13 protein-coding genes are annotated in these 21,611 nt (G+C 74.6%); 11 read left to right on the top strand and 2 right to left on the bottom strand.

Features of this window, described 5'->3' with window-relative positions:
* Positions 1-292 precede the first annotated feature (292 nt).
* From ACFC1R_RS25010 to moeZ, 4 genes are all read left to right on the top strand, one after another.
* A complete protein-coding gene (locus ACFC1R_RS25010) occupies positions 293-1,930 on the top strand; it encodes a glycosyltransferase (protein ID WP_375942150.1) in 1,638 nt (545 codons plus the stop codon).
* Entirely contained in the window at positions 1,930-3,132 is a 1,203-nt protein-coding gene (locus ACFC1R_RS25005) for a hypothetical protein (RefSeq protein ID WP_375942149.1), read from the top strand. Before ACFC1R_RS25010 ends, ACFC1R_RS25005 begins: the two co-directional genes overlap by 1 nt.
* A 170-nt stretch (positions 3,133-3,302) precedes the next feature.
* Positions 3,303-4,265 (top strand): NAD-dependent epimerase/dehydratase family protein, encoded by a 963-nt coding sequence (locus ACFC1R_RS25000; RefSeq protein ID WP_375942147.1) that lies wholly within the window; start codon positions 3,303-3,305, stop codon positions 4,263-4,265.
* Positions 4,266-4,484: 219 nt separating this feature from the next.
* A complete protein-coding gene (moeZ, locus tag ACFC1R_RS24995) occupies positions 4,485-5,663 on the top strand; it encodes an adenylyltransferase/sulfurtransferase MoeZ (RefSeq protein WP_375942145.1) in 1,179 nt (392 codons plus the stop codon).
* 183 nt (positions 5,664-5,846) lie between these two features.
* Here moeZ and ACFC1R_RS24990 read toward each other — a convergent pair whose 3' ends face one another.
* Entirely contained in the window at positions 5,847-8,483 is a 2,637-nt protein-coding gene (locus ACFC1R_RS24990; protein ID WP_375942143.1) for a flippase-like domain-containing protein, read from the bottom strand.
* A 143-nt stretch (positions 8,484-8,626) separates the two neighbouring features.
* On the opposite strand from ACFC1R_RS24990, the gene ACFC1R_RS24985 reads away from it, so the two are divergent.
* The 4 genes from ACFC1R_RS24985 (at position 8,627) to ACFC1R_RS24970 (ending at position 17,559) form a co-directional block, all read left to right on the top strand.
* A complete protein-coding gene (locus ACFC1R_RS24985) occupies positions 8,627-8,953 on the top strand; it encodes an MGMT family protein (RefSeq protein ID WP_375942141.1) in 327 nt (108 codons plus the stop codon).
* A gap of 265 nt (positions 8,954-9,218) precedes the next feature.
* A complete protein-coding gene (locus ACFC1R_RS24980) occupies positions 9,219-12,713 on the top strand; it encodes an ATP-dependent helicase (protein WP_375942140.1) in 3,495 nt (1,164 codons plus the stop codon).
* Positions 12,714-12,974: 261 nt separating this feature from the next.
* Positions 12,975-16,175, top strand: a complete 3,201-nt coding sequence (locus ACFC1R_RS24975; protein WP_375942138.1) for a UvrD-helicase domain-containing protein — start codon at positions 12,975-12,977, stop codon at positions 16,173-16,175.
* A 190-nt stretch (positions 16,176-16,365) separates the two neighbouring features.
* Positions 16,366-17,559, top strand: coding sequence for a PP2C family protein-serine/threonine phosphatase (locus ACFC1R_RS24970; protein WP_375942136.1), 1,194 nt, complete (start codon positions 16,366-16,368; stop codon positions 17,557-17,559).
* A gap of 89 nt (positions 17,560-17,648) precedes the next feature.
* On the opposite strand, the gene ACFC1R_RS24965 is transcribed toward ACFC1R_RS24970, so the two are convergent.
* A complete protein-coding gene (locus ACFC1R_RS24965; RefSeq protein WP_375942134.1) occupies positions 17,649-18,671 on the bottom strand; it encodes an endonuclease/exonuclease/phosphatase family protein in 1,023 nt (340 codons plus the stop codon).
* A 61-nt stretch (positions 18,672-18,732) separates the two neighbouring features.
* Here ACFC1R_RS24965 and ACFC1R_RS24960 point away from each other — a divergent pair, with 61 nt between their 5' ends.
* From ACFC1R_RS24960 to ACFC1R_RS24950, 3 genes are all read left to right on the top strand, one after another.
* A complete protein-coding gene (locus ACFC1R_RS24960; RefSeq protein WP_375942132.1) occupies positions 18,733-19,338 on the top strand; it encodes a PadR family transcriptional regulator in 606 nt (201 codons plus the stop codon).
* 32 nt (positions 19,339-19,370) lie between these two features.
* Positions 19,371-20,156, top strand: coding sequence for an ABC transporter ATP-binding protein (locus tag ACFC1R_RS24955; protein ID WP_375942130.1), 786 nt, complete (start codon positions 19,371-19,373; stop codon positions 20,154-20,156).
* Positions 20,153-21,611: FtsX-like permease family protein (locus ACFC1R_RS24950; RefSeq protein ID WP_375942128.1), on the top strand; the 1,459-nt coding region annotated here is incomplete at its 3' end. The genes ACFC1R_RS24955 and ACFC1R_RS24950, both read left to right, overlap by 4 nt.

The following is a 21,611-nucleotide window of genomic DNA, read 5'->3' as shown; positions in this document are numbered from 1 at the left end:
TACCTTCGTGGTGTCGGACCGAACAGGTGTGGGGGAGTGGCAGCCGTCGGTGCCCCGTGGGGCGGCTGCCCGGACCGCCGGGCGATCTCGCCGGGCCCGTAGCGGGTGCTGCCCTTACCCGGGGGTCGCGGTTCCGCCGAGTGCCGGGCCGCCGGGTTCCGGGTCTCGCGGTGCGCCGGGCTGGACCGCGTTCCGGTTCGGCCCGCCGTTGACCGCCGTACCGGACCCGACAGCCGGACCCGACCGCCGTACCGGACCACCCTGCCCCGATCGCCCAGCTCTGGAGGTTGTCGTGCGCGTTGCCCTGCTCACCGAGGGCGCTACCGGGAGCGCCGGGCCGGCCACGAGGCGTTCCGGGGGCGGCTGGTGCGACCGGCTGATGGACGGACTGGCCGAGCACGAGTTCAGGCTCCACCTGCTGGCCCCGCCCGGGTGTGCGGTCGAGACCAGACCGGGCCGCCCGGCGGCGGTGCACGAGTTTCCGACGGGGGGCCGCCGCCCGCCGGGGCGCGGCCCCGCGCCGCACCGGCGGCGCCGGTACGTCCGTGCGTACCGGGACCTGGTGCGGGCCCTGGTCCTGCCCGCCGAGCGCGGCTCGTTCGGGGCCGGCCTGTACCGGCTCGCCGAACTGGCCCGCGAGGACGGCGCACTGCCCGGGTTCCTCGTCTCCGGACCCGCCCAGCGCACCCTGGAGGCGATCTGGCGCTCGCCCGGCGCGGACACCGAGGCCGGACGGCCGCAGGTCGGCGATCTGCTGGTCGCCGGCGACCTGCTGGAACAGTGCCTGCGACCGCTCTCCGCGCCCTGGTACGGCACCGGAGCGGGCGGACTCGGCGGGGCCGACCTCTGCCACGTCGTCGGCGGCGGCCCCGCCGCGCTGCCCGCGCTGGTGGCCAGGGCGCTGCACGGCGTGCCGTTCGTGCTCACCGAGCACGACCCGCAGCTGCGGGAGCAGTACCGCAGCGACCGGTACGCGCAGTACCGGTGGCCGGTCCGGGCGCTGCTGCTCGGTTTCTCCCGTCTGCTGGCTGAGGAAACGTACCGGCAGGCCGCCGTCCTCACCACGGGCAGCGAGTACGGCCGGCAGTGGCAGCAGCGCTGCGGCGCCGCGCCCGACCGGATCCGGGTGGTGTACGAGGGCGCGGCGGCGGTCGACCGGGCGCCCGCCGGGCCGGAACCCGAGCTGCCGACGCTCCTGTGGGCGGGTGCCCTGGAGCCGGGGCACGACCCCGAACTGGTGCTGCACGCCTTCGCCCGGGTACGGGCCGACCTGCCCACGGCCCGGCTGCGGATGTACGGCGAGGAGGGCGCGCCCGGCCCGGCGGCGCACTGCCGGGCGGTCGCCGACCGGCTCGGGCTCGGCGACGCGGTCTCCTTCGAGGACGGCCGGGGCGGCCCCGCCTGGGAGACGGGTGGTGTGCTGGTCCTCTGCGCACGCACGCAGAGCAGTCCCCGGCTGCTGGTGGACGCGATGCTGAGCGGGCGGGCCGTGGTCACCACCGAGGCCGGGGTGGCCAGGGAAGTGGTCGGGCCGGCCGGGCTGCTGGTGCCCCCGCGCAGTCCGCAGGCACTGGCCGGGGCCTGCCTCGCGCTGCTCGGCGACGGTGAGCGGCGGGTCAGGCTGGGGCGGGCCGGGCGGCAGCGGGCGCGGGAGCGGTTCGCGGTCGAGCCGGTGACGACGGCCTTCCGGGAGATCTACCTGGAGCTGGTGTCGAGTCGGCCCGCGTTCCCGGCCGCCGCCTCCGGCACCCGTGGTCGGCCGCACCGGGCGCAGCCCTTCGCCCGGCCCGCCGAGTACTGGGTCGCGGGCGGTGCGGAATCCGTGGGCGGTGGACCGCCGGAGCCCGGCGAAGGCGACGGGGGCCGGGCGGGTGGCGGCCGGGTGCCGACGGGTCCGGCGGAGCCGGGAGCGCTGGCGGAGGCGGTCTGATGGGCCGCCGCGAGGAGTCGTTACCGCCGACGGCACCGGCACCGGCACCGGCACCGGCGCGGGCATCGGCACCGGCACCGGCGCGGGCCGGGGCGCCCGCGCTGCCCGGCGGCCGGGAGCAGGAGTACCCGTCCGCCCCGGTGTCGTCGGTCGACCCGGTACGGGAGCTGGTGGAGCGCCACCGAGCGCTCTGCGAACAGGCCGTCGACCCGCTGGACATCGCGGTCGGCCTGGAGGAGGCCGGGCTCGGTCGGATCGAGGCCGGGCGGTACCGGCAGGCGGACGTCTTCGAGCTCGCCGACGAGCTGTACGCGAGGGTGCCGCGCCGTCCCGCCGTCGCCGCGCCCGAACCACCCGCCCCGTCCTGGCGGAGCCGTACGGGGCGGGCGCTGGGCAGTGCCGTCCGGTACGGGCTGCCGTCCGCCGTCCCCGTCGCGCTGCGGGCGGCGACTCCGGTGGTGGGCGTGCCCCTGCTGGCACTGGCGCTGGCGGTCTCCGGTGCCCGTCCGGCCGGCGCGGCCCTGCGGCGGTGGTCGGACTCCCGCTCCGGAGCCGGCGCACCTGGCGCGGGCGGTGGGAGCCCGGTGGCCGCCCGGCTCTGGTACGGCCTCGGGGCGGGGGTCCTGCTGGGCGTTCCGGTGCTGACCGCAGGACCGGCCGGGGCCGCGCTCGGCCTGGCGGCCGCACTCTGCATGGGGTCGGTGGAGTGGTCGGCCGACTGGCTGCGGCACGCCGCCGGTCTGGGTCTCGGCTCGGCGGGGACGCTGTCCGCCTTCCGCGCCCGGATGCGACCCGTTCTGCCGGTCGCGCTCGGCCTGCACCTGGCGCTGCTGGCGCTGTTCTCCTTCGCCGCGCTCGCCGTGCTGACCGCGCTCGACCCTGGACCCGGGACGGGATCCGGGGCGGGGGCCGGGCTGCTGACCGCTGCGGCGCGCCGGGCGTCGGGGCTGCAGTGGGCGGCCCAGGCGGCGCTGGGACTGCTGCTGGTGCCCGCCGCCGCCCTGCTGCGCACCGGCCGGTCGCGGTCCGCGGCCGCCGCGGTGCCGACGGCCGGACTGGGCTCCGCCGTGTGCACGGCGGTCCGGGCGCCGGAGACCGCCCAACTGCTCTGCTGCGGCACGGCGGCCGCGCTGCTGCTGCCGTACGCCTGGACCGTTCTCGGCCGTCCCGGCGCCTACCGGCTGGACGGGCCGCCGGCCTGAATCCATCCACGATCAGACGAATTCACCCGAACCAGCTCCGAACTCGCACCAACTGGCACCAACTCGCTCCAACCCGTGCCAACTTGTACCGATCCATCTGAACTCGTCCATTCGAACACCCGTAACCTGCCGTGCCCGCAAGGGGCGGCGTCGTGGAAGGACACCCCCCGATGAGGGTGCTGCTGCTGGGAGCCGACGGTTTCATCGGCCGTCGCGTCGCGGACCGTCTGATGACCGACGACGAACTCCAGGTGACCGTGCTCGGCCGCCGTGACTCGGCCGACATCCGCTTCGATCTGACGGCGGGCAGTCCCGGAGCGCTGGCCAGGTTCCTGGACGCGGTGGCCCCGCAGGTCGTGATCAACTGCGCCGGTGCGACCTACGGTTCGTCGCGGACCCTGATCAGGTCGAACACCCTCGCGGTGGCCACCGTGTGCGAGGCGATCCGGCGCAGCCGGGAGCCGGCCAGGCTGGTGCACGTCGGGTCGGCGGCCGAGTACGGTCCGGTGCCGTCGGGCGCGCCGATCCCGGAGAGCGCCGAGCCGAGGCCGGTCGGCCCGTACGGGGTGTCGAAGCTGGCGGGGACGGAGCTGGTGACCTCCTCCGGCCTGGACGCGGCGGTGCTGCGGGTCTTCGACGTGGTCGGCCCGGGTTCGCCGACGGCCTCGCTGTTCGGGCGGCTCGCCGAGGCGCTGCGCCGGGCGCTGGAGCAGGACGAGCGGCAGGTGCGGATGCCGGACCTGTCCGGATTCCGGGATTTCGTCGATGTCAGGGACGTCGCCAGGGCGATCCAGGCGGCGGCGGTCTCGGCCGCCACCGGGGTGATCAACATCGGCAGCGGCCACGCCGTGCGGGCCCGGGACGCGGCCCAACTGCTGGTCCGGACGGCCGGTTTCGAGGGCTCCATCAGCGAGGACGCCCGTCAGGTGCTGGTGCCCAGCCAGAGCGTGGCCGAGCACGGACACCGGGGCGTCGAGGCGTACCGGGCCCCGGAGGCCCGTCCGGTGCTGGAGTCGGTGCAGTGGCGGCAGGCCGACGTCCGCACGGCCAGGGACCGTCTCGGATGGCGGGCAGTGGTGCCGCTGGAGGAGTCCCTGGGCGACATCTGGCTGGAGACCGCCTGCCGGGTCTGACCGGGGTCCGGCCGGGTCCGTCCCGCACAGCAGCCGTGCCGGGCAAGGCCGGTGGCGCCGGACGCCCTCCGGCGGCCGGTCCCACGATCCGGCGGCGCCTGTCTCGCCAGTCGGACATGCTGTCTCGGAATAGGTACCCGGCATGACACTGTTGGCGTAGCTGCGTATCGAAAGCTGTCACCGAACGCTGTAACCGAACTGACGACCATCGGAGTCCACGTGTCGCTGCCACCCCTGGTCGAGCCGGCCGCCGAGCTCACCGTAGACGAGGTCCGCCGGTACTCCCGCCACCTGATCATTCCGGATGTGGGGATGGCGGGGCAGAAGCGGCTGAAGAACGCCAAGGTACTGTGCGTCGGCGCCGGCGGTCTCGGCTCGCCGGCCCTGATGTACCTGGCCGCAGCGGGTGTCGGCACGCTCGGCATCGTCGAGTTCGACGTCGTCGACGAGTCCAACCTCCAGCGCCAGATCATCCACGGCCAGTCCGACATCGGCCGCTCCAAGGGCGAGTCCGCGCGGGACTCGGTCAAGGAGATCAACCCGTACGTCAACGTGGTCCTCCACGACGAGCGTCTCGACAACGACAACGTCATGGAGATCTTCTCCGGCTACGACCTGATCGTGGACGGCACCGACAACTTCGCCACCCGCTACCTGGTGAACGACGCGGCGGTGCTGCTCGGCAAGCCCTACGTGTGGGGTTCGATCTACCGCTTCGACGGCCAGGCCAGCGTCTTCTGGGCCGAGCACGGCCCCTGCTACCGCTGCCTCTACCCGGAGGCCCCGCCGCCGGGCATGGTCCCGTCCTGCGCCGAGGGCGGCGTGCTGGGCGTGCTCTGCGCGTCCATCGGTTCGATCCAGGTCACCGAGGCGATCAAGCTGCTCGCCGGCGTCGGCGACCCGCTGGTCGGCCGTCTGATGATCTACGACGCCCTGGAGATGACCTACCGCCAGGTCAAGGTCCGCAAGGACCCGAACTGCGCGCTCTGCGGCGAGAACCCGACCGTCACCGAGTTGATCGACTACGAGTCGTTCTGCGGCGTCGTCTCGGAGGAGGCCCAGGAGGCCACGCTCGGCTCGACGATCACTCCCAAGCAGCTCAAGGAGTGGATCGACGGCGGCGAGAACATCGAGATCATCGATGTCCGCGAGATCAACGAGTACGAGATCGTCAGCATCCCGGGCGCCAAGCTGATCCCGAAGGGCGAGTTCCTGATGGGCGCCGCTCTGGAGACGCTGCCGCAGGACAAGAAGATCGTGCTGCACTGCAAGACCGGCGTCCGCTCGGCCGAGGTGCTGGCCGTGCTGAAGGCGGCGGGCTTCTCCGACGCCGTCCACCTGGGCGGCGGCGTGATCGGCTGGGTCAACCAGATCGAGCCGCACAAGCCGACCTACTAGGCCGCGCAGGCCGTCAGGGGCGCGGGGAACGCGCGGGCGACCGCCCTCCACACGGGTGCACGGTCGTCCGCGGGGCTCCCCGCGCCCCTTCGCGTCGCCGTCGGCGAGCGGCCGGAGGTCGCGGTCCCCACCGAGCCGGAAGGCCCTCACGCGTTCGAGCGCCCGCCGCGCGTGACGACACGGCTAGAGCGCGCCCTTGCGCTGGAGGACGTTGTACGAGATCCAGCCGGGCAGGACGGGCAGCCAGAAGGTCAGCAGGCGGTAGAGGAAGACGGCCGGGGTGGCGACGGTCGGCGGCACGCCGGCCACCGTCAGGGCGCCGATCAGCGCGATCTCGACCGGGCCGATGCCGCCCGGGGTCGGGATCGCGGACCCGGCCGCGTTGGCGGTCAGGAAGACCACGGCCACCGCCGAGAAGCTCAGCGTCCCGCCGAAGGCCTGGATCGAGGCGTCCAGGCAGGCGGTGAAGCTCAGGGTGAGCAGCAGGATGCCGCCGAAGCCGGTGACCAGCTTGCTGGGCGTCTGCATCAGGTCGAGCATCCGGGGCACCACGCCGAAGAACAGCGAGCGGACCCGGGTCACCACGAACCGCCGCAGCGGGCCCACGGCCGCGACCACCAGCGCCAGCACGGCGGCCGTCAGCACTCCGATGATCACCGCCCGGGAGGCGCCGAGGTCCCCGTTGGTCTGGGTGCCGGTGATCAGGCCGAAGCTGAACAGCAGCAGCAGGTGTCCACCGAGCCCGGCCAGCTGGGAGGCACCGACGCTGGCCACCGCCTGCCCCGAGCGGATGCCCGCCTTCTGCAGGTAGCGGGTGTTCAGCGCGATGCCGCCGATCGCGGCGGGCGCCACCAGCTTGACGAACGACCCGGCCAGCTGGGCGGCCATGGTCCGCCGGAACGGCAGCCGCTCGGGTACGAAGCCGGTCAGGCTCATCGCCGCGGCGCCGTAACTGGCGGCGGCGGCGGCCAGTGCCACCGCTGCCCAGGCCCAGTTCATGTGGGAGAGCTTGAGCTGTGCGGGCTGGATGGTGGTCAGCGCCAGGTACGCGGCGAAGGTCAGCGCGATGACCATGATCAGGGTCTTCGGCCTGAGCCGTTCCAGCTTCGCCGGGGCCATCGGGGCCTCGGGGGCGATCTGCAGGATCTGGCCGCGGATCCGGCTCAGCAGGTCCTCGCTCGCCGCCGCGATGTCCTCCTCGGCCTGCTGCTGGGTCCGCTCGCCGGCCGCGACCTGGGTCAGGGCCAGTTCCTGGGCGGCGGCCTTGCGCTCCTTGTTGAGCTGGGCCAGGTCGACCCTGGTGGAGCGGCTCATCCCGACCGGCTGGAGCAGCGGCAGCGCGGCCGCGACCCGCTCGGCACCGATCACCCGGTTGGCGACGGCCACCGCGCGCTCCGGGCCGACCCGCAGCGCGAAGGTGGTGACCAGCTGGGCGACGTCGATCCGCAGCGTCAGGTCGCTGGCGGCGATGTCCCCGCCGGAGAGGTTGACCAGGCAGCCGGTCTTCCCGTCCGTCACCAGCATCGACTCGCCGGTGAGCCTGCGGTGGGCGATCCGCCGTTCGTGCAGCGCGCCGACCGACCGCCAGAGCGAGCCCATCACCTGGTCGGTGATCTCCTCGTCCGTCAGCTCGTCCAGGGTCGGTCCCGACACCTTCTCGTACACCAGGATCGCGGCGTCCGGACCGAGCTCGGAGGTGGCCACCAGCTGCGGCGCGACCGCCCCGGAGGCGGCCGCCGCGTACGCGATCAGGGCCTCCTGCTCCAGTGCCTGGCGCAGTGACTGCGGGCTGCGCCGGACGGCCACCGAGCGCAGCCGCAGCCGCCGCCAGGCCCGGTAGAAGAAGCCGGAGGCCTGCTGCTCGCGGTCGATGATGTGGACGTCCAGCTCCGGGCCGTCCTGCTGCTCGACGTAGTAGCGGCGGGTGCCGCCGGGGGCGTCCGGTGCGCGGACCGCGCCCGCCGGGGCGAAGCCCACCTTCCGCAGGCCGATCAGCAGGTGCTGGCCGGTCGGGCGGATGTTCGGCGAGCCGATCGCGTACAGCGTGCCGTACGCCACCGACCAGCCGATCAGTACGGTCAGGATCAGCGAGAGCAGCGTGGTGTAGCCGCTGACCAGTTCGGTCAGGCCGCTGAGGATCACCACCACCCAGAGCGCCACCCGCCAGCGCGGGCGGCTCGACATGCCGACCGCCGTCATGTAGGCGATCACCGGGGCCAGATAGCCGTGCACCGGGTCGGTCAGGGTCTGGCCGCCGCCCGGCGGCAGCTGGGTGAGGGCGTCCCGGATCGCGTTCGGGGCGCCGGCCGCGACCCACCAGTCCACGCCGAGGGAGACCCCGTACGCCAGGACCGAGGCGAGCACGCCGTCGGCGACCCGCAGGCCGTCGCGTTTGATCAGCCGCTCCACCGCGAAGGCGAGCGGTACGGCCAGCACCGCCACGCTGGAGACCAGGGCGGCGATCGTACTCATGACGCTCGGGACCCGGTGGGCGTTGACGGAGATGTCGTTCTCCAGGCCCGTGGTGGTCGAGATGGCGAACCGGGCCACCAGGAAGAGCGCCACGATGCCGGCGAGCCCGGCCAGGAACCGGATCAGGTCGGACGGCCGGTGCGCGCGGGCCGCGAGCAGCGGCTCGTCCACGGCGAGCACGCCGCCGCCCTCCGGCCCGCCCTCCCGCACGTGCTTCTCCCCCTTGATCAACGAGACTCGTCGGTGCGGTGCAGGCCGACGCGGAGGGACCTTCCCCGAATCTGCGGAGCGGTCGGTGGTGGGCTCCTCCGAGCCCTCGTCCACATCCACGCCTGCCGTCCCGGTCATCTGGTCTTGTCCTCGTATCACCACTCACCGCCCCGAAGATGGTGGCATGCCCGAAGGGGTACTGCTGGACAGGGGCGGTATCGGGCGCGGCGAATCCCCCGCACGTGGTCCTCCGGCACACCGGATGGGGAAGAATCACCCTGATGACGGAGAGTACGAACGCGGGCGCCCTGCCGCCCTTCGCCGAGTCGGTCCTCGACCTCACCGAGCGCATCCCGGCCGGCCGGGTGATGACCTACGGCGACGTCGCCGAGTACCTCGGCCAGGGCGGTCCCCGCCAGGTCGGCCGGGTGATGGCGCTGTACGGCGGGGCGGTGCCCTGGTGGCGGGTGATCCGCGCCGACGGGCGGCCGCTGCCCGGACACGAGCACCGCGCGCTGGGCCACTACCGCGAGGAGGGCACCCCGCTGCGCAGCGTCGGCGACGAACCCAGGGTCGACCTGCGGCGCGCCCGCTGGGACGGAAAGTAGCGGACCCCTTCGCGGGTGCGCCCCTCCGTGCGGAGAAGCCCCAGGGGGCGCGGGGAGCCGCGTGAGCAACCGGCTGCCGGGGTGCGCGCCCGGGGTGCGGGGGGAGGTCCACGCACGGTTGCGCAGGTCTTCGAGCCCTCGGGGGCGGTGTGCGGGCCTTCGGCGGGTGCGGGCCCTCGGGCCGTTGCACGGCGGCCGGCTGCGGGACCGTAGGCTCGGTGGGTACGGGTCCGGCGCGGCCCGCCCGATCCCCGAACTGCCCAGGATGTCCGTGACCTCCCCTTTCCGCTTGGTGCGCAGCCCGTTGGCCCAGCCCGCCCCGCCCGTGCTGGACGAGTACCAGCAGGCGGTGGCCGAGCACGCGGGCGGTCCGCTGCTGGTGCTGGCCGGCCCCGGAACGGGCAAGACCACCACACTGGTCGAGGCGGTGGCCCGGCGGATCGAGCGCGGCACCGACCCTGAGAGGATCCTGGTCCTCACCTTCAGCCGCAAGGCCGCGATGGAGCTGCGCGACCGGATGACCGCCAGGCTCGGCAGCGGCCGCCCGGCCCCGCAGGCGGCCGGCCCCGGGGCGCCGCAGGCAACTGCCCCCGGAGCGCCGCAGGCGTCTGTGTTCCGGTCGCCGCAGGCGACCACGTTCCACTCCTTCTGCTACGCCCTGCTCCGCTCCCACCAGACCCCGGAGGCCTACGCCGAGCCGCTGCGGCTGCTCTCCGGGCCCGAGCAGGACGTGATGGTCCGCGAACTGCTCGCCGGTGACGCCGAGGACGCCGGGCTCGGCGTCGGCCGGATCCGCTGGCCGCTCGACCTTCGGGCCTGCCTCACTACCAGGGGCTTCGCCGACGAGGTCCGTGCGGTGCTCGCCCGCAGCCGCGAACTCGGCCTCGGCGAGGACGAGTTGAGCCGCTTCGCGGACGGCGTCCAGCGCCCGGACTGGGCCGCCGCCGCCCACTTCCTCGCCGACTACCTGGACGTCCTCGACCTGCGCGGCGTCCTCGACTACGCCGAGCTGGTGCACCGCGCGGTCCTGCTCGCCGAGCGGCCCGAGGTACGGGCGGCACTGCGCGAGCAGTACGAGGTCGTCTTCGTGGACGAGTACCAGGACACCGACCCCTCGCAGGTCCGGCTGCTGCGGCAGCTGGCGGGCGACGGGCGCGACCTGGTCGCGGTGGGTGACCCGGACCAGTCGATCTACGCCTTCCGGGGCGCCGACATCAACGGCATCCTCGACTTCCCGGAGTCCTTCCCGCAGGCCGACGGCCGGCCCGCGGAGGTCCGGGTCCTGCGGGTCTCCCGCCGCTCGGGCGCGGTCCTGCTCGCCGCCACCCGGGAGCTGGCCCGGCGGATGCCGATGGGCCGCCTGCCCGCCGGCAAGCTCGCCCAGCACCGCGCACTGCTGCCCTCGCACGAGGGCGGCCGGGTCGAGGTCTACACCTACCCGACCCCGGGGACGGAACTGGACAGCATCGCCGACCTGCTCCGCCGCGCCCATCTGGAGGACGGCGTCCCGTGGGGCGAGATGGCGGTACTGGTCCGCGCCGGGGCGCGCTCCATACCCGGCGTACGGCGGGCGCTCGGCGCGGCCGGCGTGCCGCTGGAGATCGACGGCGACGACCTGCCGCTGCGCGACGAACCGGCCGTGGCACCGCTGCTGCTGGCCCTGCGGGTCTGCGCCCGCCCGGCGGCGGAGTGCACCGCCGAGACCGCCCACACCCTGCTGACCGGCCCGCTCGGCGGCCTGGACGGCTCCGACCTGCGCCGCCTCGGGCGCGCGCTGCGGGAGGAGGAGCGGCAGGTGCTGCGGGCCTCCGGCACGGGCCCCGGGACCTTCGACGTCCCGGCCCAGGAGCCGGACGAGCCGGGGGCCGGCGGGACGATCGGAGCGGACCGGGCCGAAGGGGCGGTGCCCCCCGGTGCCGTGCCGTCCGCGGCCGTACAACCCGGTGCCGTGCCGTCCGCGGCCGTACGGTCCGCCGAGGAGCTGATCCGGGAGGCGCTCGCCGAGCCGGAGCGGCTGGTCGCGATGGATCCCGCCCACGCGCGGCGGGCCCGCGACCTGGGGATGCTGCTGCGCAAGGTGCGCGAGCTGCTGGCCGGCGGCGGCAGCGCCGAGGAGGCGCTCTGGGAGCTGTGGGACGGCGCCCGCCGCTGGCGCGAGCGGCTGGAGCGCGCCGCACTGCGGGGCGGCGCGGCGGGCCGCAACGCCGACCGGGACCTGGACGCCCTGTGCGCCCTGTTCGAGAGCGCCGCCCGCGCCGAGGAGCAGGTCACCGGGCACCGGGGCGCGCTGGACTTCCTGGCCGAGCTCGAAGCCCAGGACATCGCCGCCGACACCCTCACGGTGCGGACCGTGCGCCCCGACGCGGTCCGGCTGATGACCGCGCACCGCTCCAAGGGCCTGGAGTGGCGCCTGGTCGTGGTGGCCGGGGTCCAGGACGGCCTCTGGCCCGACCTGCGCCGCCGGGGTTCCCTGCTGGAGGCCGACCGGATCGGCCGGGACGGTCTCGCCGAACCGCTCTCCCCGGCCGCCCTGCTCGGCGAGGAGCGCAGGCTCTTCTACGTCGCCGCGACCCGGGCGAAGCAGCGGCTGATCGTCACCGCCGTCAAGGCGCCCGCCGAGGACGGCGACGAGCCCTCCCGCTTCCTGCGCGAGCTGTACCGCGAGGAGATCGACCCCAGGACCGGGCGGGTGCGCGGCCGTACCCCGCAGGTCACCGTCGAGGACGTCACCCACCGCCCGCGCCGCCCGCTGTCGGTGCCCGCACTGGTCGCCGAGCTGCGGGCGGTCACCGTCGACCCGGCGCAGGAGCCGGGGCTGCGCCGGGCCGCCGCCGAGCGGCTGGCCGTGCTGGCCGCCGCCGCGGACGAGGACGGGATGCCGCTGGTGCCGGCCGCCCACCCGGACCGCTGGTGGGGCCTGGTGGACCGGACGGAGTCCGCCGAGCCGCTGCGGGTCCCGACGGAGCCGGTCGGGCTCTCCGGCAGCGGGCTCGAACAGCTGGAGAGCTGCGCGCTCCAGTGGTTCCTGGACAAGGACGTCAAGGCCGCCGGGACCACCACGGCCGCCCAGGGCTTCGGCAACGTGGTGCACGCCCTGGCCGACGAGGTCGGCTCCGGACGCACCCCGGCCGACCTGGCGGTGCTGATGGAGCGCCTGGACACGGTCTGGGACGCGCTGGCCTTCGACGCGCCGTGGAAGTCCCAGCAGGAGAAGGAGCAGGCCAGGGCCGCGCTGGAACGCTTCCTGCACTGGCACGTGCTGGAGCGCGACCGCACCACCGTGGCCACCGAGCACGGCTTCGACCTCACCCTGCCGGTCGGCGGGATCGACGTACGGATCCGCGGCTCGATGGACCGGGTCGAGCGGGACGCGGTCGGCCGCGCGTACGTGGTGGACTTCAAGACCGGCAAGCAGATCCCCACCGAGAAGTCGCTGCCCGAGCACAAGCAGCTGGCCGTCTACCAGCTCGCCGTGCGCAGCGGTGCGCTGGACGGCCTGCCGGGCTTCGAGTCCGGCGCCACCTCGGGCGGGGCCGAACTGGTGCACCTGCGGGAGCCGGCGAAGGGCGCACCCCAGGCCCCCAAGGTCCAGCAGCAGGGCCCGCCGGACGGCGAACCGTGGATCGAGAACCTGCTCGCGGACGCGGCGGGACGGGTGCTCGCGGAACGCTTCGTGCCCACGGCGAGCGACAGCTGCACCCGCTGCGCCTTCCGCAGCAGCTGCTCGGCCCAGCGCGACGGGCGCCAACTGATCGACTAGCTGCGGAGAGCAGCACCCCGGGATGCGGGGAGCCGTGCGGACCGGAAGGCCCCCGCGGCTGGTCGGGCCCGGTGGACCACCCGCACCCCGAGGGCCCCGCCGGGCGGTGCGACCCGTGGCGCGCAAGGGCGGGTACCGGCCGGTGCCCGCCGGTTCGCCCGTCCCCCGCGCCCCCGTCCGCCCGCCCCTGCCGCTGAAACCCGCCCTCGCCGCCGAAAGGGGTGTGCGGGTCTGTCCGCGGCACCGGTTAGGTTTGACGGCGTGCGTGCCGTGCTCAGTGACCCCGAACAGCTCAAGGAGCTGCTTGGCATCCCCTTCAACCGGGAGCAGATGGCAGCGATCGGCGCGCCGCTGGAGCCTGCCGTGATCGTGGCCGGGGCCGGGTCGGGGAAGACCACGGTGATGGCCGCCCGCGTGGTGTGGCTGGTCGGTTCCGGCGCGGTCGCTCCCGAGGAGGTGCTGGGGCTCACCTTCACCAACAAGGCGGCCGGCGAACTGGCCGAGCGCGTCCGGGACGCATTGCGCCGGGCCCGGGTGCTGGACGCCGACGAGGACGCGCTCGGCGAACCGGAGATCTCCACCTACCACGCCTTCGCCGGCCGGCTGCTGAAGGAGCACGGCCTGCGGATCGGCATCGAGCCGGACGTCCGGCTGCTCGCCGACGCCACCCGCTTCCAGCTCGCCGCCAAGGTGCTGCGCTCCGCGCGCGGCCCCTACCCGGCGCTGACCGGCGCCTTCTCCGGGCTGGTCGCCGACCTGATCGCGCTCGACGGCGAGCTGGCCGAGCACCTGGTCGAGCCGGCCGGGCTGCGCGAGTTCGACCAGGATCTGCTGGACGAGCTGGTCACCGTCAGGCTCAGCAACGACGATCTGCGCGCCGTCCCGGTGACGGCCAGGGCACGGCTCGAACTGCTGCAGCTGGTCGAGGAGTACCGCCGCCGCAAGCGGGCCGCCGGGCTGATGGACTTCGGCGACCAGATCGCCGCCTCCGCCCGCCTCGCCCAGCAGCGCCCCGAGGTCGGCGAGCTGCTCCGCGCCCAGTACAAGGTGGTGCTGCTGGACGAGTACCAGGACACCTCCGTCGCCCAGCGCCTGATGCTCTCCGGCCTCTTCGGCAGGTCCCGCACGGCCTCCGGGCACCCCGTCACTGCCGTCGGCGACCCGTGCCAGGCGATCTACGGCTGGCGCGGTGCCTCGGTCGCCAACCTGGACGACTTCCCCGCGCACTTCCCGCGCCGCGACGGCAGCCCCGCCACCCGGTACGCGCTCAGCGAGAACCGCCGCAGCGGCGGGCGCCTGCTCGCCTTCGCCAACCGGCTGGCCGAGCCGCTGCGCGCCATGCACCAGGGCGTCGAGGCGCTGCGCCCGGCGCCGGGGGAGGAGCAGAGCGGGTTCGTGCGCTGCGCCCTGCTCCCGACCCACGCCGAGGAGATCGACTGGCTGGCGGACTCGATCGCCCACCTGGTCGGCACGGGCACCGCCCCCGGCCGGATCGCGGTGCTCTGCCGGGGCGGCGCGTCCTTCGCGGACATCCACGCGGCGCTGGTGGCCCGCGAGGTGCCGGTCGAGGTGGTGGGGCTCGGCGGGCTGCTCCAGCTGCCCGAGGTGGCCGACCTGGTCGCGGTCTGCGAGGTGCTGCAGGATCCGACGGCCAACGCGGCGCTGGTGCGGCTGCTGATCGGCCCGCGGTGGCGGATCGGCCCGCGCGACCTGGCCCTGCTCGGCCGCCGGGCCGCCGACCTGGTCCGCACTGCCCGTCCGGACGGCGTGGACGTGCTGACCGCGGCCGTGGCCGAGACCGACCCGACCGAGGTGGTCTCGCTCGCCGACGCGCTGGAGACCTTCCTGGAGGCCGAGCAGCCGGACGCACTGCCGTTCTCCGCCGAGGCCAGGGTGCGGTTCGCCCGGCTCGCGCAGGAGGTCAGGGAGCTGCGCCGGTCGCTCGCCGAGCCGCTGATGGACGTCCTGCACCGGGTCCTCGCGGTGACCGGGCTCGAGGTGGAGCTCGCCGCCTCCCCGCACGCCCTGGCCGCCCGCCGCCGGGAGACCCTGCACGGCTTCCTGGACGTGGCCGCCTCCTTCGCGGACCTGGACGGCGACCCGGGGCTCTCCGCCTTCCTGGCCTTCCTGCGGGCCTCCCAGGAGTACGAACGCGGTCTGGACAGCAGCCTGCCCGGCGGCGAGGACACCGTGAAGGTGCTCACCGCGCACAAGTCCAAGGGCCTGGAGTGGGACGTGGTCGCCGTCCCCGGGCTGGTGAAGGACGCGTTCCCGAGCAGCAAGGGGCGCGAGCGCTGGACCAGCACCAAGAGGGTGCTCCCGCACGCCCTGCGCGGTGACGCGGCCACCCTGCCGCCGATCGGGGCGTGGGCGCCCAAGGAGATCGGGATCTTCAAGAAGGCGATGGCCGAGCACGCCAGGGTCGAGGAACTGCGGCTGGGGTACGTCGCGTTCACCCGTCCCCGTACGCTGCTGCTCGCCTCGGGGCACTGGTGGGGGCCGAGCCAGAAGCGGCGGCGGGGCCCGTCCGACTTCCTGCTGGAGCTGCGGGCCCACAGCGGGCAGCCGGGCTGCGGCGAGGTCGAGCGGTGGGCCGAGCCGCCGCTGCCGGAGGCGGAGAACCCGGTGCTCACCACCTCCGTGGAGACCCCCTGGCCGCTGCCGCTGGACCCGGCCGCGCAGGCCGCCCGCCGCCGGGTGGCCGAGGTGGTGCACCGCCGCCTGGCCGGTGAACCCGCCCCCGAGCCCGAGCAGCTGGGGGCGGAGGCCGAGCGCCAGGTGGCCTCCTGGGACCGTGATCTCACCGCCCTGCTGGGGGAGTTGGAGCGTTCCCGGCGGGCGGTGCGCGAGGTGCCGCTGCCGGCCTCGATGTCGGCCTCCCAGCTGATGCGGCTGGCCGCGGATCCGGACGGCTTCGCCCGCGAGCTGGCCCGCCCGATGCCGCGCCCGCCGGCGCCCGCCGCCCGGCGCGGCACCCGGTTCCACGCCTGGGTGCAGTCCCGGATCGAGCCGCTGATGCTGATCGAACCGGGTGCGCTGCCCGGCGCGGACGAGGACGGGATCGAGGACGAGCGGGACCTGGAGCGGCTCAAGGAGGCCTTCCTGCGCAGCCCGTACGCGGACCGGACGCCGTACCGGGTCGAGGCGCCGTTCCAACTGGTGCTGGCGGGACGGGTGGTGCGCGGCCGGATCGACGCGGTGTACCGGGAGCGTGACGGTGGCTCAGGGTCACCGCACGTGTCACGGTACGAGGTGGTGGACTGGAAGACCCACCGGGACGAAACCGCGGACCCGCTGCAACTCGCCATCTACCGGGTGGCCTGGGCGGAACAGGCGGGTGTCGATCTGGAGCAGGTCACGGCTTCGTTCCTCTACGTCCGCAGCGGTCGCGTCGTAAGACCGTCAGGACTTCCTGACCGAAAAGAGTTGACCAGGCTCCTGATCGGGAATAGTGAAGAATGAGTCACGCAGAGCATCCAAGCCGTCACAGGATTGCGCGAAACCTGTGCGCTGTGCACGTTTCGCGCCTATTGTGGGGTCGGTAACCGGTCAACCGCAGTACTCCGGCCGCCGACGAGGACGAAGTCCCTGACCCTCTGTCATCACCGCAGGTGCCCTTGGCGCCGGCCACCTTCTGCTGGAGAGACCGAAGTTGAGCGCGACCGGATGGATCAGAGAGCGGCTGGCGGGGCCGGTCCCGGGAGCCGTTCCAGGTGCCGTCACCGGCACCTGGCCGAAGACCGCCCTGGCACTGCCGTTCATCGGCATGGTGCTGGTGGTCTCCCTCGACTACTTCAGCAACTCCTCGGTGACGGTCGAGCCGGCCATCACCGCGGTGCCCGCGCTGGCGGCCGTGGTCAGCAGACGTACCTGGTACCCGCTGGTGATCGGCCTGTTCACCGAGCTCGCGGCCTTCCTGATGGCGATCTACAACAATGTGCTCGGCCAGTCCGTGCACAGCGCCACCGTGTTCGCCATCGCCCTGGTCGCCGGCATCGGCTGGGTCAGTGCGACGCTGCGGCTGCGGCAGGAGAAGGCCCTCGCCGACGCCCAGTTGGTCGCCGAGATCGCCAGGCGTGTCCTGCTCCGCTCCGTCCCGGACCGGGTGGGCAGCGTGCGGGCCGCCGTCCACTACGCGGCCGCGGCGGCCCACGCGCGGATCGGCGGCGACCTCTACGAGGTGGTCAACACCCGGCACGGGGTGCGGGCCGTGGTCGGCGACGTCCGGGGCAAGGGGCTCAACGCCGTGGAGACGGCGGCCGCCGTGCTCGGCGCGTTCCGCGAGGCCGCCCACCAGGAGCCCGAACTCGCCAAGGTGGCCGGCTGGCTGGCGGTCAGCCTGGACCGCGCCCTGCACGAGAACGACCACCCCGGGGTGGAGGAGGAGTTCGTCACCCTCGTCCTGATCGGGGTCGGTGCGGACGGCGTCGCGGAGATCGTCAACTGCGGGCACCCGGCGCCGCTGCTGATGCGGTCCGGCGAGCCGGTGCGGGCGCTGGAGCTGGCGGAGACGGTGCCGCCGCTCGGTGTCCTCGACCCGGCCGACGTCCGGCCGCCGGTGCACCGGGTGCGGGTCCAGCCCGGCGACCGGGTGCTGCTCTTCACCGACGGCGTGATCGAGGCCAGGGACCACCGGGGTGCCTTCTACCCGCTGGCCGAACGCCTTCCGCACGTCGCCACCGGCAGCCCGGTCGAGGTGCTGGGCCGGATCCACGACGACGTCGTCCGCCACGTCGGCCGCCAGCTCGGCGACGACGCGGCCATGCTCCTCCTCCAGTACGAGCCCACCACCCACCGGCTGCCCCAGCAGCCGGGCCCGACGGGGCAGCTCCGGGGGCGGGGGTGAACCCCCGCCGCACGGGGCGGCGGTCCGGGTGCCCGGCTCCCCGGGTCCGGCCGCCGCTCCCGCGCCCCCGTTCCCGGGGGTGACGCGCCCTAGAGGGTGACCTCGACGACCAGGGGGCGGTGGTCGGAGACCGCCGTGCGGGGGGCCGAGGCCGGCCCCACCGCGGTGCGGGGGACGCCGATGGCCAGGACGTGGTCGAACTGGACGGCCGGGTGGTGCGAGGGGTACGTCGGGGTCTTCGCCAGGTCGTACCAGCCCTGCATGCGCGGCCGCGGCTCCCTGACCCGACGCCGCCGGACCCCTGCCTGCGCGGCCTGGGCGGCCCGCATCCGCCGGGCCGCCCGCAGGTCCCGTCGCCGCAGCCGCTCCGACCGGCGCTCGCGGACGGTCTCCGGGTCGAGCGCGGTGGCGCTGCCGAGCACCGTCCGGGGCATCGCGCCGATCAGGTTGAAGTCGCCGAGCACCAGGTACGGCTTCGGCAGGTCGGCGATCCACCGGCGGATGCCCGCGAGTTGGGCCATGTTCCAGCCGGGGACGAAGGAGAGGTGGGTGGCGACCACCGTGAACGGCCCCCGTTCGCCCTCCAGGACGGCGGCCAGTGCGGCGCGCGGCTCGTCCGGTACGGGGGTCAGCCCGCGCCGCCCGGCGACCCGCAGCGGCAGCCCGAACGGCGCCGGGGCGAACCTGCGGGCCCGCCAGTGCCGCACCGGCAGCCGGGTCAGCAGGGCGGTGCCGTACGAGGGCGGTTCGGTGGCGGCGTCGACCTCGCCGGGCCCGTAGACCTGGAGGCCGGGGACGGCGGGGTCGGGCACCCAGCCGGCCACCGGGGCCGGGCGTCCGTGCAGCGCGGCGGCGAAACGCCAGTCGGTGGCGCCCATCGCCTTGGCGGCTGCGGCGGCCTGGTCCACCAGGCCGGAGCGCGGCTGGTAGCGGTCGACCTCCTGGAGCGCGAGCACGTCCGCGTCCAGCCCGGCGACGGCCTCGATCAGCGGGTCGGCGGCCTGGGGGCACTCCCGGCCCGCGGCGGGGGGCGGGAAGGGCAGCGGGCTGCCGTCGGCGGCCAGGGGCTGACCGTGCAACAGGTTGAAGGTGGCGATGCGCAGCTGGCTCACACCGTACGACGGTACCGGCTGCGCTTGAGTGGGAAGGGCATACCGGGTATACATACCGAGTATGTCGATCCGTCACGGCCTGCTCGCCCTGCTCGACCAGGGCCCGCGCTACGGCTACCAGCTCCGCGTCGAGTTCGAGTCCCGCACGGGCGCCACCTGGCCGCTCAACGTCGGCCAGGTCTACACCACCCTGGGCCGCCTGGAGCGCGACGGGCTGGTCGCGCCGCACGGGGAGGACGAGGAGGGGCACCTGTTCTACGCCGTCACCGAGGCCGGGCGCGCCGAGCTGCGCAACTGGTTCGAGACGCCGGTGCCCAGGAACAGCCCGCCGCGCGACGAGCTGGCGATCAAGCTGGCGATGGCGGTGACCGTGCCGGGGGTCGATGTCGCGGCCGTCGTCCAGTCGCAGCGCCGCCACAGCATGAAGGCGCTCCAGGACTACACCCGGCTCAAGGGCCAGGCGCTCAACGGCGATGCGGGTCGCCAGGAGGACCTGGCCTGGCTGCTGGTGCTGGAGCAGCTGATCTTCCAGACCGAGGCCGAGATCCGCTGGCTGGACCACTGCGAGACCAGGCTGGCGCAGCACCGTCCGCCGGCCCCGGGTGCCGAGCCGTCGCAGGCCGCCGAGATCCGGCCGGGCCGGCCGAAGCGCCGCAGCCGGATCTGATCCATACCGAACAAGCCATTGCAGGGGGAGAGTTGAGTACTACTCAGTTGACCGGCGGGCAGCCCGGCGGTGTGGAGAGGGAGCCGGTCCTGCACCTCGCGGAGGTCACCCGGGTGCACGGCCAGGGTGCCGCCGAGGTGCAGGCCCTGCGCGGGATCGACCTGCGGGTGTACCCGGGGGAACTGGTCGCGGTGATGGGCCCGTCGGGCTCCGGGAAGTCCACCCTGCTGACCCTGGCGGGCGGACTGGACGCGCCGAGCACGGGTGAGGTGCTGGTCGAGGGCGTCGCACTCGGCGGGCTGTCCCGCAAGCGGCTGGCCCAGGTGCGCCGCCGCTCGATCGGCTACGTCTTCCAGGACTACAACCTGATACCGGCGCTGACCGCCGCGGAGAACATCGCGCTGCCCCGCGAACTCGACGGCGCCTCCAGCCGTTCCGCCCGCAGCCAGGCGCTGGCGGCGCTGGACGAGATGGGGATCGCCGAGCTGGCGGACCGGTTCCCCGACGACATGTCGGGCGGCCAGCAGCAGCGGGTCGCCATCGCCCGGGCCCTGATCGGTGACCGCCGCCTGGTCCTCGCCGACGAGCCGACCGGAGCGCTGGACTCCACCACCGGGGAGTCGGTGCTCGCCGTCCTGCGGGCGCGCTGCGACGCGGGTGCGGCCGGGGTGATGGTGACCCACGAGGCCAGGCACGCGGCCTGGGCGGACCGCGTGGTCTTCCTGCGGGACGGCCGGATGGTCGACCAGACCACCAGCCGGGACGCCGCCAGCCTGCTGGTCGCCTCCGCCACCAACAGCGCGAGGGGTACCGAGTGAAGCTCAGTTCCTGGCGGGCCGCCCTGCGGATCGCCCGCCGCGACGCCCTGCGCGCCAAGGGCCGCAGCGCACTGGTGGTCGCCATGATCGCGCTGCCGGTGCTCGGAGTGGCCGGCGCCGACGTGGTCTTCCGCAGCACCGGACTGGAGCCCGGGGAGAGGGCCGTCCGGCTGCTGGGCCAGTCGGACGCGCTGCTGACGTCGTACGGGCGCGGGATGACCGTCATGCAGCCGCCGATAGCCGGCGAGGGCGGCAGCGCCTCGATGCCGAAGGACGGTGAGAAACCCACCCCCGAGCAGCAGAAGAGCCTGCAGACCGATCCCGGGGTGCTGGCCCTGGAGCTCCTGCCGAAGGGCTCGGTGCTGACCCCGGTGCTGACGGGCCACGACACGACCGCGGGCAGCCGGGACGGCCGGCTGCGCACCAGGACCGCCGAAGCCGACCTGACCGACCCGATCTGGCACGGGAAGCTCGACATCGTGCAGGGCCGTGCCCCGGGAGCCCCGCAGGAGCTGGCCGCCACCCGGGCCTTTCTCGACCAGGCCGGCCTCGAGGTCGGCAGCACCACCACCGTGCGCGGCCTGGAGGACAGGCCGTACACCATCACCGCGGCCGTCGAGGACCCGGGAAGCCTGGACACCGTCGAGCTGATCGGCCGCCCCGGTGCGCTGATCGAGCCGCAGGACAAGGCCCTCGGCCAGGTCCCGCGCGGCGGGCGGGGCGGGGTGTCCGGCGGCGGTAGCTGGCTGGTGAAGCTCCCGGCCGGCGCCGTGCTGGACTGGCCGAAGGTGCTGGAGCTCAACAAGTACGGTCTGGTGGCCACCTCGCGCACCGTGGTGCTCGACCCGCCGCCGCGCTCCCAGGTGCCGTACTACGTCGACCAGGACCGGCGCGGCGGCGCCGGTTCCGGGGTCGACCGGACCGCCGTGATCATGCTCGCGACGGTGGCCGGGATGGCGCTGCTGGAGATCGTCCTGCTCGCGGGCCCCGCCTTCGCCGTCGGGGCCAGGCGCTCCCGGCGGCAGCTCGGCCTGCTCGCCGCGGGCGGTGGTGACCGTTCGCACGTCCGGGCCGTGGTGCTCGGTGGCGGGGCGGTGCTCGGCCTGGCCGGCGCCGCCGCCGGCGTGGTGTCCGCGATCCTGCTGACCGCCGCCACCCGGCCGTGGCTGGAGGAGACGGCCGGGCGCCGCTTCGGCCATCTCGACCTGCGGCCGCTCGACCTGCTCGGGATCGCCGCCCTCGGCCTGGTCACCGGTCTGCTGGCGGCGGTCGTGCCGGCCGTCCAGGCCTCCAGGCAGAACGTGGTCGAGGCACTCACCGGCCGGGGCGCGCTCCGGCCGCCCAGCCGCAGGCCGGCGCTGCTGGGGCTGCTGATGCTGGCCGGTGGTGCGGCGCTGGCCCTGCTCGGCGCGGTCGGCGGCCAGGGCACCCTCGCGGTGCTCGGCGGCTCGGTGG

Source organism: Kitasatospora sp. NPDC056138, from assembly GCF_042264695.1.
Taxonomy (GTDB): domain Bacteria; phylum Actinomycetota; class Actinomycetes; order Streptomycetales; family Streptomycetaceae; genus Kitasatospora.
The sequence above is the reverse complement of the archived record's forward strand: the minus strand, read 5'-3'. Positions and strand labels throughout refer to the sequence as shown.

Excerpts from the sequence above, each read along its gene's own strand:
- ACFC1R_RS24990 (WP_375942143.1), bottom strand. The coding sequence starts at position 8,483 with ATGACCGGGACGGCAGGCGTGGATGTGGACGAGGGCTCGGAGGAGCCC.
- ACFC1R_RS24980 (WP_375942140.1), top strand. The coding sequence starts at position 9,219 with ATGTCCGTGACCTCCCCTTTCCGCTTGGTGCGCAGCCCGTTGGCCCAG.
- ACFC1R_RS25005 (WP_375942149.1), top strand. The coding sequence starts at position 1,930 with ATGGGCCGCCGCGAGGAGTCGTTACCGCCGACGGCACCGGCACCGGCA.
- ACFC1R_RS24985 (WP_375942141.1), top strand. The coding sequence starts at position 8,627 with ATGACGGAGAGTACGAACGCGGGCGCCCTGCCGCCCTTCGCCGAGTCG.
- ACFC1R_RS24960 (WP_375942132.1), top strand. The coding sequence starts at position 18,733 with ATGTCGATCCGTCACGGCCTGCTCGCCCTGCTCGACCAGGGCCCGCGC.
- ACFC1R_RS25000 (WP_375942147.1), top strand. The coding sequence starts at position 3,303 with ATGAGGGTGCTGCTGCTGGGAGCCGACGGTTTCATCGGCCGTCGCGTC.